This window comes from Streptococcus sp. 10824, from assembly GCF_013276595.1.
GTDB lineage: Bacteria > Bacillota > Bacilli > Lactobacillales > Streptococcaceae > Streptococcus > Streptococcus pseudopneumoniae.
In genome coordinates, this window is sequence record NZ_VMLH01000101.1 from 1 (window position 1) to 15,453 (window position 15,453).

A 15,453-nucleotide genomic window follows, 5' to 3' on the forward strand; every position below is an offset into this window, starting at 1 on the left:
TGATACTATGCGCTTTTGTGCTTTGACAGTTTTTGTATAGTTTTTGTCCAAGATTTCTAAATCATCTGATTAAATTCCTATTTTTCCCTATCATTGTCCCTGTTTTTTCGAAAATGGAAGGAGTATAATAAATCTATCAATAAAATGATAGGAGGAACTTTATGGGTCATATTTTCTTTTTTCTAAGTGTCTTTTTGGCAGGGATTCTATCCTTCTTTTCTCCTTGTATCTTACCCTTGTTACCAGTCTATGCAGGGGTGTTACTAGATGATAAGGATAGTGCTCAGGCTTCTAGTGGCAAATTTTCCATCTCAGTTGTTAGTTTATTACGAACTCTGGCCTTTATAGCAGGAATTTCCTTTATATTTATTTTGTTGGGCTATGGAGCTGGTTTTTTAGGCGACTTGCTTTATGCTTCTTGGTTCCAATATGTGACGGGTGCGGTTATCATTCTCTTAGGCTTGCACCAGATGGAGATTCTACACTTTAAGGGGCTTTATAAGGAAAAGAGGTTACAACTGCAAGGACAGGGGCAAAATGGTAAGGGCTATAGTCAGGCATTTTTATTGGGCTTGACCTTTAGTTTTGCTTGGACGCCTTGTGTGGGGCCGGTTCTTGGCTCTGTTTTGGCCTTGGCGGCTTCAGGTGGCTCAGGTGCTTGGCAGGGAGCGGGTCTCATGTTGGTGTACACGTTGGGCTTGGCGCTACCATTCTTGCTTCTAGCTCTGACCTCTAGTTATGTTTTGAAACATTTCCGAAAACTTCATCCCTATCTCGGAATCCTCAAAAAAGTGGGTGGTTTTCTTATTATCGTGATGGGACTCTTAGTTCTGTTTGGAAATGCTTCAATTTTAAGTCAATTATTTGAATAAAATGGAAAGGAATATCAGTATGAAAAAATGGCAAACATGTGTTCTTGGAGCAGGTTCGCTCCTTTGTTTGACGGCTTGTTCAGGCAAGTCCGTGACTAGTGAACACCAAACGAAAGATGAAATGAAGACGGAGCAGACAGCTAGTAAAACAAGCGCAGCTAAAGGGAAAGAGGTGGCTGATTTTGAATTGATGGGAGTAGATGGCAAGACCTACCGTTTATCTGATTACAAGGGCAAGAAAGTCTATCTCAAATTCTGGGCTTCTTGGTGTTCCATCTGTCTGGCTAGTCTTCCAGATACGGATGAGATTGCTAAAGAAGCTGGTGATGACTATGTGGTCTTGACAGTAGTGTCACCAGGACATAAGGGAGAGCAATCTGAAGCGGACTTTAAGAATTGGTATAAGGGATTGGATTATAAAAATCTCCCAGTCCTAGTTGACCCATCAGGCAAACTTTTGGAAACTTATGGTGTCCGTTCTTACCCAACCCAAGCCTTTATAGACAAAGAAGGCAAGTTGGTCAAAACACATCCAGGATTCATGGAAAAAGATGCAATTTTGCAAACTTTGAAGGAATTAGCCTAGGAGGTGTCTTATGAATGATAAGTTAAAAATCTTCTTGTTGCTAGGAGTATTTTTTCTAGCCATAACCGGTTTCTATGTTCTATTGATACGAAATGCAGGGCAGACAGATGCCTCGCAAATTGAGAAAGCGGCAGTTAGCCAAGGAGGAAAAACAGTGAAAAAAACAGAAGTTAGTAAAGATGCAGATTTGCACGAAATTTATCTAGCTGGAGGTTGTTTCTGGGGAGTGGAGGAATACTTCTCCCGCGTTCCCGGAGTGACAGATGCCGTTTCAGGCTATGCAAACGGTAGAGGGGAAACAACCAAGTACGAATTGATCAACCAAACAGGACATGCGGAAACCGTCCATGTCACTTACGACGCCAATCAAATTTCCCTCAAGGAAATCCTGCTTCATTATTTCCGCATTATCAATCCAACCAGCAAAAATAAACAAGGAAATGATGTAGGAACCCAGTACCGTACTGGTGTTTATTACACAGATGACAAGGATTTGGAGGTAATCAACCAAGTCTTTGATGAAGTTGCTAAGAAATACGATCAACCTCTAGCAGTTGAAAAGGAAACCTTGAAGAATTTTGTAGTGGCAGAGGATTACCACCAAGACTATCTCAAGAAAAATCCAAATGGCTACTGCCATATCAATGTTAATCAGGCGGCCTATCCTGTCATTGATGCCAGCAAATATCCAAAACCAAGTGATGAGGAATTGAAAAAGACCCTGTCACCTGAGGAGTATGCAGTTACCCAGGAAAATCAAACAGAACGAGCTTTCTCAAACCGTTACTGGGATAAATTTGAATCCGGTATCTATGTGGATATAGCAACTGGGGAACCTCTCTTTTCATCAAAAGACAAATTTGAGTCTGGTTGTGGCTGGCCTAGTTTTACCCAACCCATCAGTCCAGATGTTGTCACCTACAAGGAAGATAAGTCCTACAATATGACGCGTATGGAAGTGCGGAGCCGAGTAGGAGATTCTCACCTTGGGCATGTTTTTACGGATGGTCCACAGGACAAGGGCGGCTTACGTTACTGTATCAATAGCCTCTCTATCCGCTTTATTCCCAAAGACCAAATGGAAGAAAAAGGCTACGCTTATTTACTAGATTATGTTGATTAATACTCTTCGAAAATCGCTTTAAACCATGTCAGCATCGCCTTGTCGTGGGTAGGGTTGAGACGGGGCAAAAACTCAATTTGAGGAGAAAATAAAGCAAATTTTCTAACAATAAAACACATAATATCAAGGATTTTTATCTGCAACCCCAAAGCTGTACTTTGAGCAACCTGTGGCTAGCTTCCTAGTTTACTTTTTGATTTTCATTGAGTATAAGAAGTCTTTCCTAAGCAGTGAGAGGAGAATTTTGCTATACTGATACTAGTAAGTGGTAAAGGAGAGAAGCATGACCTATACAATCTTAATCGTAGAAGATGAATATCTGGTAAGACAGGGCTTGACCAAGTTGGTCAATGTAGCAGCCTACGATATGGAAATCATCGGTCAGGCTGAAAATGGAAGGCAGGCTTGGGAATTGATCCAAAAACAGGTGCCAGATATCATTTTAACCGATATCAACATGCCTCAGCTAAATGGCATCCAGTTGGCCAGTCTGGTTCGGGAAACCTATCCTCAGGTTCATCTAGTTTTTTTGACTGGCTACGATGATTTTGATTATGCCTTGTCTGCTGTCAAACTCGGTGTGGATGACTACCTGCTCAAGCCCTTTTCTCGTCAGGATATTGAGGAAATGTTGGGGAAAATCAAGCAAAAGTTGGACAAGGAAGAGAAAGAAGAGCAGTTACAAGATTTATTGACCGATAAGTTTGAAGGAAACATGGCCCAGAAAATCCAGTCCCATCTGGCTGATAGCCAGTTTAGTTTAAAGTCTTTGGCCAGTGACTTAGGTTTTAGTCCGACTTATCTGAGTTCCTTGATTAAGAAAGAGCTGGGCCTGCCTTTTCAGGATTATCTGGTGAGAGAACGTGTCAAACAAGCCAAGCTTTTGCTTTTAACTACAAATCTGAAGATTTATGAGATAGCTGAAAAGGTTGGTTTTGAAGATATGAACTACTTTACCCAACGTTTTAAACAGATTGCAGGTGTGACACCTCGTCAGTTTAAGAAGGGAGAAGGCCGATGAAGCGTTCTTCTCTCCTAGTCAGAATGGTTATTTCCATCTTTTTGGTCTTTCTTATTCTCCTAGCTCTGGTCGGGACTTTCTACTATCAATCTAGTTCTTCAGCCATTGAGACCACCATTGAAGGCAACAGCCAAACGACCATCAGCCAGACTAGCCACTTTATTCAGTCTTATATTAAAAAATTAGAAACCACCTCGACCGGTTTGACCCAGCAGACGGATGTCCTAGCCTATGCTGAGAATCCCAGTCAAGATAAGGTCAAGGGAATCCGAGATCTATTTTTGACCATCTTAAAGGCAGACCAGGACTTGAAAGCAGTGGTTTTGGTGACCAAATCTGGTCAGGTCATTTCTACAGATGACACTGTGCAGATGAAAACTTCTTCAGATATGATGGCTGAGGATTGGTATCAAAAGGCCATTCATCAGGGAGCCATGCCCGTTTTGACTCCAGCTCGTAAATCAGATAGTCAATGGGTCATTTCTGTCACTCAAGAACTTGTTGATGCAAAGGGAGCTAATCTGGGCGTGCTTCGCTTGGATATTTCCTACGAAACTCTGGAAGCCTATCTCAACCAACTCCAGTTGGGGCAGCAGGGCTTTGCTTTCATTATCAATGAAAACCATGAATTTGTCTACCATCCTCAACACACAGTTTATAGTTCGTCTAGCGAAATGGAGGCCATGAAACCCTATATCGAGACAGGTCAGGGCTATACGCTAGATCACCAATCCTACGTCAGTCAGGAAAAGATTGCAGGAACTGATTGGACGGTGCTTGGCGTGTCTTCGCTGGAGAAGTTAGACCAGGTTCGGAGTCAACTCATGTGGACCTTGCTTGGGGCAAGTGTCACATCTCTTCTTGTCTGTCTCTTCTTGGTTTGGTTAAGTCTTAAACGCTGGATTGCTCCTTTAAGGGACTTGAGAGAAACCATGTTGGAAATTGCTTCTGGTGCTCAAAATCTTCGTGCCAAGGAAGTTGGTGCCTATGAACTGAGAGAAGTAACTCGCCAATTTAATGCCATGTTGGATCAGATTGATCAGTTGATGGTAGCTATTCGTAGCCAGGAAGAAACGACCCGTCAGTACCAACTTCAAGCCCTATCAAGCCAGATTAACCCTCATTTCCTCTATAATACCTTGGATACCATCATCTGGATGGCTGAATTTCAGGATAGTCAGCGAGTGGTTCAGGTGACCAAGTCCTTGGCGACCTATTTCCGCTTGGCACTCAATCAAGGCAAGGACTTGATTTGCCTGTCTGATGAAATCAATCATGTCCGCCAGTATCTCTTTATCCAGAAACAACGCTATGGAGATAAGCTGGAATACGAGATTGCTGAAAATCCTGCCTTTGATAACCTAGTCTTGCCCAAGTTGGTTTTGCAACCTCTGGTGGAAAATGCTCTTTACCATGGCATCAAGGAGAAGGAAGGTCAGGGACATATTAGAGTTTCTGTCCAGAAACAGGATACAGGCTTGGTCATCCGCATTGAGGATGATGGAGTTGGCTTCCAAGATGCTGGTGATAGTAGTCAAAGTCAACTCAAACGTGGGGGAGTTGGTCTTCAAAATGTCGATCAGCGTCTCAAACTTCATTTTGGAGAACATTACCAGATGAAGATTGATTCTGCACCCGACAAAGGAACGACGGTTGAAATATACATAAATAGAATAGAAACTAGTTAACTCCCAGTCAATTCTGGGAGTTTTATGCGTAATTGGGCAAGCTTTCCAGGTCGTCTATCTTGCTAAAAACAAGAAAAAACGGTATGATAGATAGTGACAAAAGAGGTAGCAGAGATGAACGAGACACAGATTCAAAGAGAAACACGTCAGATAGTGAAAGATGTTTTAGAAAAGGCCAATTTGAAGCAAGGATCTATCTTTGTTTTGGGTCTTTCCTCTAGTGAAGTGATAGGTGGTCAGATTGGCAAGGAATCCAGCCAAGAAATTGGCGAAATCATTGTGAAGACCATCCTAGATCTCCTAGAAGAAAAAAGAATTCATCTAGCTGTTCAAGGCTGTGAGCATGTCAATCGGGTTCTCGTCGTTGAACGTCAGGTGGCAGAGCAGTTTGGTCTGGAAATCGTCAGTGTCCTTCCTACTCTCCATGCAGGAGGTTCAGGTCAATTGGCAGCCTTTAAGTTTATGCAAGATCCAGTTGAGGTTGAATTTATCAAGGCTCATGCTGGATTGGATATCGGAGATACTGCAATTGGTATGCATGTCAAGCATGTTCAGGTTCCGATTCGCCCTCTTTTGAGAGAGATTGGTCATGCCCATGTAACGGCGCTGGCTAGTCGTCCAAAATTAATCGGAGGTGCGCGTGCGCACTATCCGCAAGATTCTATCAGAAAGTCGTGAGAATAAATAAAGGAGATGAAAGTGTTTAAAAAAGACCGTTTTTCAATTCGTAAGATTAAGGGAGTTGTAGGTTCTGTATTTCTTGGAAGCCTTTTGATGGCTCCTTCTGTAGTGGACGCAGCCACCTATCACTATGTAGATAAAGAGGTTATTTCACAAGAAGCTAAAGATTTAATTCAGACAGGAAAGCCTGATGGAAATGAACTTGTTTATGGTTTGGTGTATCAAAAAAATCAGCTGCCACAAACAGGGACAGAAGCATCTGTTTTGACAGCTTTTGGTTTGCTGACTGTTGGGAGCTTGCTTTTAATCTACAAGAGAAAGAAAATTGCCAGCGTCTTTCTAGTTGGAGCTATGGGATTGGTAGTCCTTCCTAGTGCAGGAGCTGTAGATCCAGTTGCTACTCTAGCACCGGCTAGTCGAGAGGGTGTTGTTGAAATGGAGGGCTATCGCTATGTTGGTTATCTATCAGGTGACATCCTCAAAACGCTTGGCTTGGACACTGTTTTAGAAGAAGACTCAGCTAAACCTGAAGAGGTAACTGTGGTCGAAGTTGAGAATCCCCAAGTAACAACAAATCAGGAGCAAGCTAAGCCAGAAAACCGAGCAGTAGAGACAGAGGAAGCTCCTAAAACAGAAGAAAATCCAAAGGAAGAACCAAAATCGGAGGTAAAACCTACTGACGACACCCTTCCTAAAGCAGAAGAGGGGAAAGAAGCTTCAGCAGAATCAGCTCCAGTTGAAGAAGTAAGTGGAGTAGTTGATTCAAAAACAGATGAAGAAGCACCAGTCAAATCGGAAAGTCAACCATCAGATAAACCAGCTGAGGAGCCAAAAGTTGAACCACCAGTAGAACAACCCGTGCAACCTACACAACCGGAGCAACCAAGTACACCAAAAGAATCATCACAACAAGAAGATCCTAAAGAGGATAAGGTAGCAGAAGAGACACCGAAACAAGAAGATGCACAGCCAGAAGTAGTAGAATCAAAAGAGGAGACTGTTAATCAATCTGTTGAAGAACCAAAAGTGGAAACGCCTGCTGTAGAAAAACAAACGGAACCAACAGAGGAACCAAAAGTTGAACAAGCAGGTGAACCAGTTGCACCAAGAGAAGACGAAAAGGCACCAGTCGAGCCAGAAAAGCAACCAGAAGCTTCTAAAGAAGAGAAGACTGCGGAAGAAATACCGAAACAAGAAGAACAACCAGTAGAAGCTCAAGTTGAACCAGAAAGTCAACCAACAGAAACTTCACCAGCTGCTCAACCAGCAGAACATCAGAATGAAGAAACAAAAGTAGAACAGCCAGCAGTAGAACATAAAACAACTCCTGAAGAAGGTGTGTTAAATGTAATAGAGGTTAAGTCTGAAGTTATAGTAACTAAAGAGCCTGTGCCTTTTAAGACAGTTGAGCAAGATGATGAGAACCTCGCTAAGGGAAAAACAAGGGTTATTCGAGAAGGTGTTGCTGGCGAACGCACTATTTTAACTGAAGTCACTACTACTGATGGTAGACAGTCCAGTAAAGTACTAGAGGATACAATAACAACCAATCCAGTAGATGAAATAAAGGGTGTTGGTACTAAAGAACCAGTTGATAAAAGTGAGTTAAAGAATCAAATTGATAAAGCTAGTTCAGTTTCTCCTACTGATTATTCACCAGCAAGTTACAATGCTCTTGGATCTGTTTTAGAAGCTGCAAAAGGTGTATATGCTTCTGACTCTGTAAAACAACCTGAAGTAGATAGCGAGACAGCTAAACTTAAAGCTGCTATCGACGCTCTTACTGTTGATAAAACAGACTTAAACAAAACTATCGAAGATGCGAAATCAAAAACTAAAGAGCACTACAGTGATGCATCTTGGACAAACCTTCAAAATGTATTAGCCGAAGCGAAAAAAGTTACAAGCAAACCAGAAGCAAAACAAAGCGAAGTAAATCACATTGACGAAAAACTTAAAGCCGCTATTGCTGGATTAAATACAGATAAGACTGAACTTGAAAAACAACTGAATCTTGTAAATGAAAAAACTCAAGCTGACCACAGTACTACATCTTGGAACACTCTAGAAGAATCGAAAAATGCCGCTCAAACTGTAAAAGATAAGGCTACCGCTACTCAAGCTCAAATCGACGAAGCTACTAAAAAACTTAAAGCTGCTATTGACGCTCTAAGCGTTGATAAAACAGACTTAAACAAAACTATCTCTGATGCGAAATCAAAAACTAAAGAACACTACAGCGATGCAACTTGGGCAAATCTTCAAACTGTACTAGCTGAAGCTGAAGAAGTTACAAGCAACCCAGCAACAAAACAAAGCGAAGTAAATCACATTGACGAAAAACTTAAAGCCGCTATTGCTGGATTAAATACAGATAAGACTGAACTTGAAAAACAACTTGCTGATGCTCAGTCTAAGACTGCTACTGACTACAGTACTGTATCTTGGAGCGCTCTAGAAGAAGCGAAAACTGACGCTCAAGCTGTAAAAGACAACGACAAAGCTACTCAAGCTCAAATCAAGGATGCAACTGAAAAACTTAAAGTTGCTATCGATGCTCTTACTGTTGATAAAACAAAATTACAAGAACAAATAACAAGAGCAGAAACTAAACAAGAAGCTGACTACAGTCCAACAACTTGGAATGACTTCAAAAATGCTGAAATAAAAGCAAAAGAAATCAACAGCCGAACTACTCCTCTTCCTAAACAAAGTGAAATAGATGCGGCTACTCAAGCTCTTCAAGACGCTATTAAAGCTCTTGCTGTAGATAAAACTGCATTACAAACGGCTATTAACACAGCTAACAGCAAACGTAAAGAAGAATACACTACTCAAACATGGAAATCTTTAGAAGAAGCTCTTACAGCGCTAACTCCTGTAAATACAGATGAAACTGCTACTCAAAGTAAAGTAGATGCAGCTACTAGAAGATTAGAAGAAGCTATCAAAAACTTAGTTCCATTATCTGCAAAACCAGTATTAACATTTGTAAATACTGATAAGAAAGTATTAGATAAAGAAGTAGTTGCTAAGTATTCTCTAGAGAATCCAACTAAGACAAAAATTAAATCAATCACAGCTACCCTGAAAAAAGATGGACAAGTTGTTAAGACTGTGAATCTAACAGAAAATAATCTAAATGCGTTATTAGACAATGTAGAATACTTCAAAGAGTATACTCTATCTACTACTATGGTTTATGATAGAGGTAATGGTCAAGAAGAAACTGAAACATTAGAAGATAAACAAATACAATTAGACCTTAAAAAAGTTGAAATTAAAAATATTAAAGAAACAAGCTTAATAAGTGTTGACGATGCAGGTGTTGAAACTGACTCAAGTTTACTTTCAGAAAACCCAACGAATGTTGCTTCACTTTACCTACGAGTTACAACTCATGACAACAAAGTTACAAGACTTGCTGTTGACAAGATTGAAGAAGTAGAAAAAGACGGAAAAACTTTATATAAAGTTACTGCCAAAGCACCAGACTTAGTTCAACGTAATGCTGATAACACACTTAGCGAAGAGTATGTTCATTACTTTGAAAAACAAAAAGCAAAAGAAGATAATGTTTACTACAACTTCAATGAGCTTGTAAAAGATATGCAAGCTAACCCTAGCGGTGAGTTCAAACTTGGTGCAGATCTAAATGCAGCTAATGTACCAACACCAAATAAACAATATGTTCCTGGTAAATTCAGTGGGACTTTAACAAGTGTTGATGGTAAACAATACACAATCCACAATATGGCTCGTCAGTTATTTGATAACATTGAAGGTGGAACAGTTAAAAACATTAATTTAGGTAATGTTAATATTAATATGCCTTGGATTGAAAATATTTCAGCACTATCGCGAGCACTTAAAAATGGTACTGTAGAAAATGTTAAAGTAACAGGTAGCATTCTAGGTAAAGATGGTATTGCTGGTATTGTTAATAAGGGAGACATAGGTGGGCTTCTTAAAAATGTTGCTTTTATTGGTAAACTAACAGGAGTTGGTAATAGACCTTGGGATATCGGTGGTATTGCCGGAGAACTTTGGAGAGGAAATATTAAACACGCATATGTAGATGCTGATATTACCGCAGATAAAGCACGTGTAGGTGGACTTGTTGCTAGAACAGATAACGGTTCTGATCCTAATGGAATTGATAAGTATGCATCTGTTCGCAACGCTGTTACTAAAGGTACTATTAACGTGAAAAATCCTGTTGATGTTGGTGGATTCATTAGTAAAAACTGGACATGGGGGCGTGTTGCTGATACAGTCTCAATGATGAAAGTTAAAAACGGTGAAGAATTCTATGGATCTAGAGATTTAGAAGCAGAAGATGGATACTATACAAGAAACTGGATTGAAAGAAACTACGTTGTTAAAGATGTGAGTGAAGGTTCTCACTCATTTAAGGGTTCTCGTAGTAATCGAATCCAAGAAATCAGCTTGGAAGAAGCAAACAAGAAAATAGAGTCATTCGGAATTACTGCTGATAAATTCGAAATTAAACCTCTTATTGAAGAGAAACTTAACAATACTAAACCAAAAGCTGATACTTATAAAGATACTCAAGATTATGATGCATCTCGTGAACTTGCCTACCGTAATATCGAAAAACTTCAACCGTTCTACAATAAAGAATGGATTGTAAACCAAGGAAATAAATTAGCTGCTGATAGTCATCTTATGACCAAGGAAGTCCTATCAGTTACTGCTATGAAGGGCAATGCCTTTGTAACAGAATTGGCTGATGCTGACCACATTTTGGTGCACTATGCTGATAAGACCAAAGACATCTTTACTGTTTCGCTGAAAGAATCTAATGTCAAACAAGTGAAAGAGTACAGCATTGCTGAACTCGGAGAAGTTGTCTATACGCCTAATATCGTTGACAAAGACCGTAGTGATCTTATCAATGCTATCGTTGAAAAATTAAGCCCAGTTGAGCTACAATCAGATCCTATCTACATACACCTAAATAGAACCGGTCCTAACAAAGTAAATGCGATTAAGAACCTTTACCTCGAAGAAACCTTCAAAGAAGTCAAGGATAATCTGGCGAAATTTGTGAAACAGTTGCTTGAAAATGAAGATCATCAATTAAACACAGATGAATCTGCTAAACGCGCCTTGATCAAGAAGATTGATGACAATAAGGCTGCTGTTCTTCTTGGATTAGCTTACCTAAATCGTTACTACGGTGTTAAATTCGATGACTTTAATATTAAAGAATTAATGCTATTCAAACCTGACTTTTATGGTAAAAATGTTAATGTGTTAGACTTCTTGATTAAGATTGGTTCTAAAGAAAATAATATTAAAGGTAACAGAACGTTAGAAGCTTATCGTGAAGTAATTGGTGGAACGATTGGTATCGGTGAGTTAAACGGTTTCTTAAACTATAATATGCGTTTATTCACAGAAGAAACTGACATCAATACTTGGTATAAAAAAGCTGTATCGCATACCAACTATATTGTTGAAAAACAATCCTCAAACCCTGCGTTTGCCAACAAGAAATATCGCCTTTATGAAAACTTGAACAATGGTGAACATGGTAAATACATTTTACCACTTCTCACTACGAAGAAAGCTCATATGTTCTTGATTTCAACCTATAATACATTAGCGTTTAGTGCGTTTGAGAAATATGGTAAGAATACAGAAGCTGAACGTGAAGCGTTTAAGAAACAAATTGATTTACGTGCGCAAGAGCAAATCAATTACTTAGACTTCTGGTCTAGACTTGCTGCTGACAATGTACGTGATAGATTGCTCAAATCTGAAAATATGGTTCCATCAGCAATCTGGGATAGTCAAGATGTTTGGGGATATGGTTGGTCAGATCGCATGGGTCACCATAAAAATGGTGATTATGCACCAGTTCGTGAGTTCTATGGACCTACAGGTAAATGGCATGGAAATAATGGTACGGGGGCATACGCATATATCTTTGATAATCCACAAAATTCAGAAGCGGTATACTATATCTTATCGAGCATGATTACAGATTTCGGTACATCTGCGTTTACGCATGAAACGACACACATTAATGACCGTATGGCATATTTAGGTGGATGGCGACACCGTGAAGGTACTGACGTAGAAGCGTTTGCTCAAGGTATGTTGCAATCACCGGCTGTGACAAGTTCAAATGGGGATTATGGTGCATTAGGTCTTAATATGGCTTATGAACGACCAAATGACGGTAAACAATGGTACAATTACAATCCTAGATTGTTAGACAGTCGTGAGAAGATTGACCATTACATGAAGAACTACAATGAAGCGCTTATGATGCTTGACCATTTAGAGGCTGATGCTGTTATCGCTAAAAACCAAGGAACTAACGACAAGTGGTTCAAGAAGATGGACAAAAAATGGCGTGAAAAAGCTGACCGAAATGGATTAGTTGGGCAACCACACCAATGGGACTTGCTTCGTAACTTGAATGACGAAGAGAATAAGAAGAAATTGACAAGTATTGATGACCTTGTAGATGGTAATTATGTAACGAAACATAATATGCCTGATAACAAATACTATCGCGCCGAAGGTTTTGATACGGCATATCAAACAGTAAGTATGATGGCTGGTATTTACGGTGGTAATACAAGTCAAAGTGCTGTTGGTTCTATCTCCTTCAAGCACAACACATTCCGTATGTGGGGTTATTTCGGGTACTTAAATGGTTTCCTAGGTTATGCTTCGAATAAATATAAACAAGAATCTCAAAAAGCGGGACATAAAGGTCTAGGTGATGACTTCATTATCGATAAAGTTTCTGGTGGTAAATTCAAATCACTTGAAGTTTGGAAGAAAGAATGGTATAAAGAAGTATACGATAAAGCTCAGAACGGTTTTGTTGAAATCGAAATCGATGGTGAGAAAATTTCGACTTACGCTAGACTTAAAGAATTATTCAACGAAGCTGTTGAAAAAGATTTGCAAGGGAATAAATTCGACAATACTGTTAGACTTAAAGAAAAAGTTTATAAACAACTTCTTCAAAAATCAGACGGATTCTCAGGAAAACTTTTTAAAGCATAGATTGTATTAAATAGATGAGTAAAAAGGTAGATCAGCTTTGTCTGTATCTGCCTTTTTATGCTATACTTAAGGTATGCATAGAAAAACAGTGATTGATTTTAGGGCTTTGGGGGAGCGATACATCTTTACCCAGCCTATCAAAGAGTTAAAAACGAGAGATTTAGCGGAAGTAACAGCCTTGCTGTCACAAGTGGAAAGCTATCAAGAGCAGGGCTATTATGTGGTGGGCTATGTCAGCTACGAGGCTGCACCTGCTTTTGAGGAGAAGTTTGCAGTTCACAAGGATCCCCTACTGGGTGAGTACTTGCTTTACTTTACTGTTCATGATAGCGTAGAAACATCCCCTATTCCTCTGACTTATGATGAGGTTGATTTGCCTTCAAATTGGCAGGAAGTAACGTCTGCAGCAGACTATGAAGAGGCTATTGCACAGATACATCATCATTTGCGGCAGGGAGACACCTATCAGGTCAACTACACCGTTCAACTCAAACAAGACTTAAATGCCAATCCTTTTGCTATCTACAATCGTATGGTGGTAGAACAGGAGGCGGGCTACAATACCTATATTGAACATGATGAGATGGCAGTGATTTCCATGAGCCCAGAGCTCTTTTTTGAGCAAAATGACCGCGAGTTGACAACGCGACCGATGAAGGGAACGACTCAGCGTGGGGTAACTGACCAAGAAGATCTTGAACAGGCCAGTTGGTTGGAGCAGGATCCTAAAAATCGGTCTGAAAATATGATGATTGTGGACCTCTTGCGCAATGATATGAACCGTATTTCTGAGGTGGGGAGCGAGCACGTGGAGCGTCTGTGTCAGGTAGAGCAGTATTCAACTGTTTGGCAGATGACTTCGACCATCAAGAGTCGGTTGCGAGTAGATGTTGATTTAGTTACAATTTTTCGCTCTCTCTTTCCTTGTGGATCCATAACGGGCGCACCGAAAATTGCGACAATGGAGATTATCAAGGACTTGGAGCCACAACCGCGTGGAGTCTACTGTGGAACGATTGGTCTCTTGCTTCCAAATGGACGACGGATTTTTAATGTGGCCATTAGGACCATTCAACTGCATCAAGGGAAAGCCATCTATGGAGTTGGCGGAGGCATTACATGGGATAGCACTTGGGAATCTGAATACCGCGAGGTTCATCAAAAGGCGGCTGTTCTCTATCGTAAACAAGCTCGTTTTCAGCTGATTACGACTGGGAAAATCAGCCAAAAACAACTGCTGTTTGAAGAACAACATCTGGAAAGACTGATAAAAGCTAGTCGATATTTTGCCTTTCCTTTTGACCCAGAAATTTTGAGACAAAAGATTGAAGAAGAGTGTCAGACTTGTGATGCTAATCAAGATTACCGCTTGCGAATCAGCCTTAGCAAATCTGGAGAGATAGAAGTCAATCGTCAAGTATTAACACCCCTTAGTCCACAGTTCTGCCAGGCTAAACTTTGTCTGCAAGAAGCCAATTTGCAGCAAGCTTTTACCCACTTTAAAACGACTCATAGACCATACTTGAGTTTAGGGGAGCAAGAGATCATTTACTACAATAAGTCAGGAGAACTGCTTGAAACCTCTATCGGAAATCTGGTTTTGAAAATTGCTGGGAAACTCTACACACCGCCTATCCGACTTGGAATCTTGCCAGGAATTTACCGTCAGCATTTGCTGGAAACAGGACAGGTAGAAGAGAAAGTCTTGACCTTGGCAGATTTAACCCAAGCAGAAGCTATTTACGGCTGTAATGCAGTGAGAGGCTTGTATGAACTAAGCCTTGAGGAGAACTAGATGAAATTGATATTTTTGCATGGGTTAGGGCAGTCAGAAGAGTCTTGGAAAGAAGTTCGGAATCTACTGACAGATTATCCTTCTGAGGCTATCGAGTTATTTCCTTCTGGAGTTAGTAACTATCAACAAGCTAAAGAGCGAGTTTATCAGCACCTAGCTCAAGAGACAGAACCTTTTGTTTTGATTGGATTGTCCTTAGGTGCTGCCCTGACACTAGAACTTTCCAGTTACGATTCACCAAATCTTCGAGCTTTGATTCTGTCAGGATGCCCGCTTAAATTAGCAGGGAATATCCTATTTTATCTTCAGTTGCTGATTTTTAAACTACTTCCCAAAAGAGTATTTGAAAAACAGGGAGCAGACAAGACTTTTATAATAGGTATTTCCAAAGAATTGAAGACACTTGACTTAACGGATATAGCAGGGAATTGCCCCTATCCAACCTTACTAATTTGTGGCAGCAAAGATAAACCGAATCTTAGTTCTATGAGAAGTCTTCATAAACTAATATCAGAATCCCAATTTCAGATTATCCCAGATGGCCCTCATGTCTTGAATAAGGAAAAACCAAAGGAGTTTGTAGAAAAGACCAGAAGTTTCCTTGAATTGCTGAAATAAGTTTGATAAAATAATA

The 15,453-nt window shown here is 40.1% G+C and carries 9 protein-coding genes; all 9 read left to right on the forward strand.

Annotated elements, in window-relative coordinates:
- Positions 1-161 precede the first annotated feature (161 nt).
- The 9 genes from ccdA2 to HT701_RS09265 all read left to right on the forward strand — a co-directional run bounded on the left by ccdA2 (position 162) and on the right by HT701_RS09265 (position 15,437).
- Positions 162-872: a thiol-disulfide oxidoreductase-associated membrane protein CcdA2 gene (gene ccdA2, locus HT701_RS09225; protein ID WP_000509841.1), complete on the forward strand. Its 711-nt coding sequence runs from the start codon at positions 162-164 to the stop codon at positions 870-872.
- A gap of 19 nt (positions 873-891) precedes the next feature.
- Positions 892-1,458, forward strand: a complete 567-nt coding sequence (locus HT701_RS09230) for a redoxin family protein (protein ID WP_000759278.1) — start codon at positions 892-894, stop codon at positions 1,456-1,458.
- 10 nt (positions 1,459-1,468) lie between these two features.
- Positions 1,469-2,581 carry a peptide-methionine (R)-S-oxide reductase MsrB gene (gene msrB, locus HT701_RS09235; protein ID WP_138705483.1) on the forward strand — a complete coding sequence of 371 codons (1,113 nt, stop codon included), beginning with the start codon at positions 1,469-1,471 and terminating at the stop codon, positions 2,579-2,581.
- A 283-nt stretch (positions 2,582-2,864) separates the two neighbouring features.
- Positions 2,865-3,602 carry a response regulator transcription factor gene (locus HT701_RS09240; protein WP_061864235.1) on the forward strand — a complete coding sequence of 246 codons (738 nt, stop codon included), beginning with the start codon at positions 2,865-2,867 and terminating at the stop codon, positions 3,600-3,602.
- Positions 3,599-5,290 carry a sensor histidine kinase gene (locus tag HT701_RS09245; protein ID WP_138705484.1) on the forward strand — a complete coding sequence of 564 codons (1,692 nt, stop codon included), beginning with the start codon at positions 3,599-3,601 and terminating at the stop codon, positions 5,288-5,290. The genes HT701_RS09240 and HT701_RS09245 overlap by 4 nt, the downstream gene beginning before the upstream one ends.
- A gap of 114 nt (positions 5,291-5,404) precedes the next feature.
- On the forward strand, positions 5,405-5,968 hold the full coding sequence (locus HT701_RS09250; RefSeq protein WP_031222745.1) for a TIGR01440 family protein: 564 nt from the start codon (positions 5,405-5,407) through the stop codon (positions 5,966-5,968).
- 21 nt (positions 5,969-5,989) lie between these two features.
- Positions 5,990-13,024 carry a ZmpA/ZmpB/ZmpC family metallo-endopeptidase gene (locus tag HT701_RS09255; RefSeq protein ID WP_172931452.1) on the forward strand — a complete coding sequence of 2,345 codons (7,035 nt, stop codon included), beginning with the start codon at positions 5,990-5,992 and terminating at the stop codon, positions 13,022-13,024.
- Between the two features lie 73 nt (positions 13,025-13,097).
- On the forward strand, positions 13,098-14,819 hold the full coding sequence (gene pabB, locus HT701_RS09260; protein ID WP_138701172.1) for an aminodeoxychorismate synthase component I: 1,722 nt from the start codon (positions 13,098-13,100) through the stop codon (positions 14,817-14,819).
- Complete coding sequence (locus HT701_RS09265) at positions 14,820-15,437, forward strand: alpha/beta hydrolase (RefSeq protein ID WP_138701173.1); 618 nt, start codon at positions 14,820-14,822, stop codon at positions 15,435-15,437.
- Positions 15,438-15,453 lie beyond the last annotated feature (16 nt).

What these genes read in the sequence shown, in the direction of transcription:
- ccdA2 (WP_000509841.1), top strand. Translation starts at nt 162, where the DNA reads ATGGGTCATATTTTCTTTTTTCTAAGTGTCTTTTTGGCAGGGATTCTA.
- HT701_RS09230 (WP_000759278.1), top strand. Translation starts at nt 892, where the DNA reads ATGAAAAAATGGCAAACATGTGTTCTTGGAGCAGGTTCGCTCCTTTGT.
- msrB (WP_138705483.1), top strand. Translation starts at nt 1,469, where the DNA reads ATGAATGATAAGTTAAAAATCTTCTTGTTGCTAGGAGTATTTTTTCTA.
- HT701_RS09240 (WP_061864235.1), top strand. Translation starts at nt 2,865, where the DNA reads ATGACCTATACAATCTTAATCGTAGAAGATGAATATCTGGTAAGACAG.
- HT701_RS09245 (WP_138705484.1), top strand. Translation starts at nt 3,599, where the DNA reads ATGAAGCGTTCTTCTCTCCTAGTCAGAATGGTTATTTCCATCTTTTTG.
- HT701_RS09250 (WP_031222745.1), top strand. Translation starts at nt 5,405, where the DNA reads ATGAACGAGACACAGATTCAAAGAGAAACACGTCAGATAGTGAAAGAT.
- pabB (WP_138701172.1), top strand. Translation starts at nt 13,098, where the DNA reads ATGCATAGAAAAACAGTGATTGATTTTAGGGCTTTGGGGGAGCGATAC.
- HT701_RS09265 (WP_138701173.1), top strand. Translation starts at nt 14,820, where the DNA reads ATGAAATTGATATTTTTGCATGGGTTAGGGCAGTCAGAAGAGTCTTGG.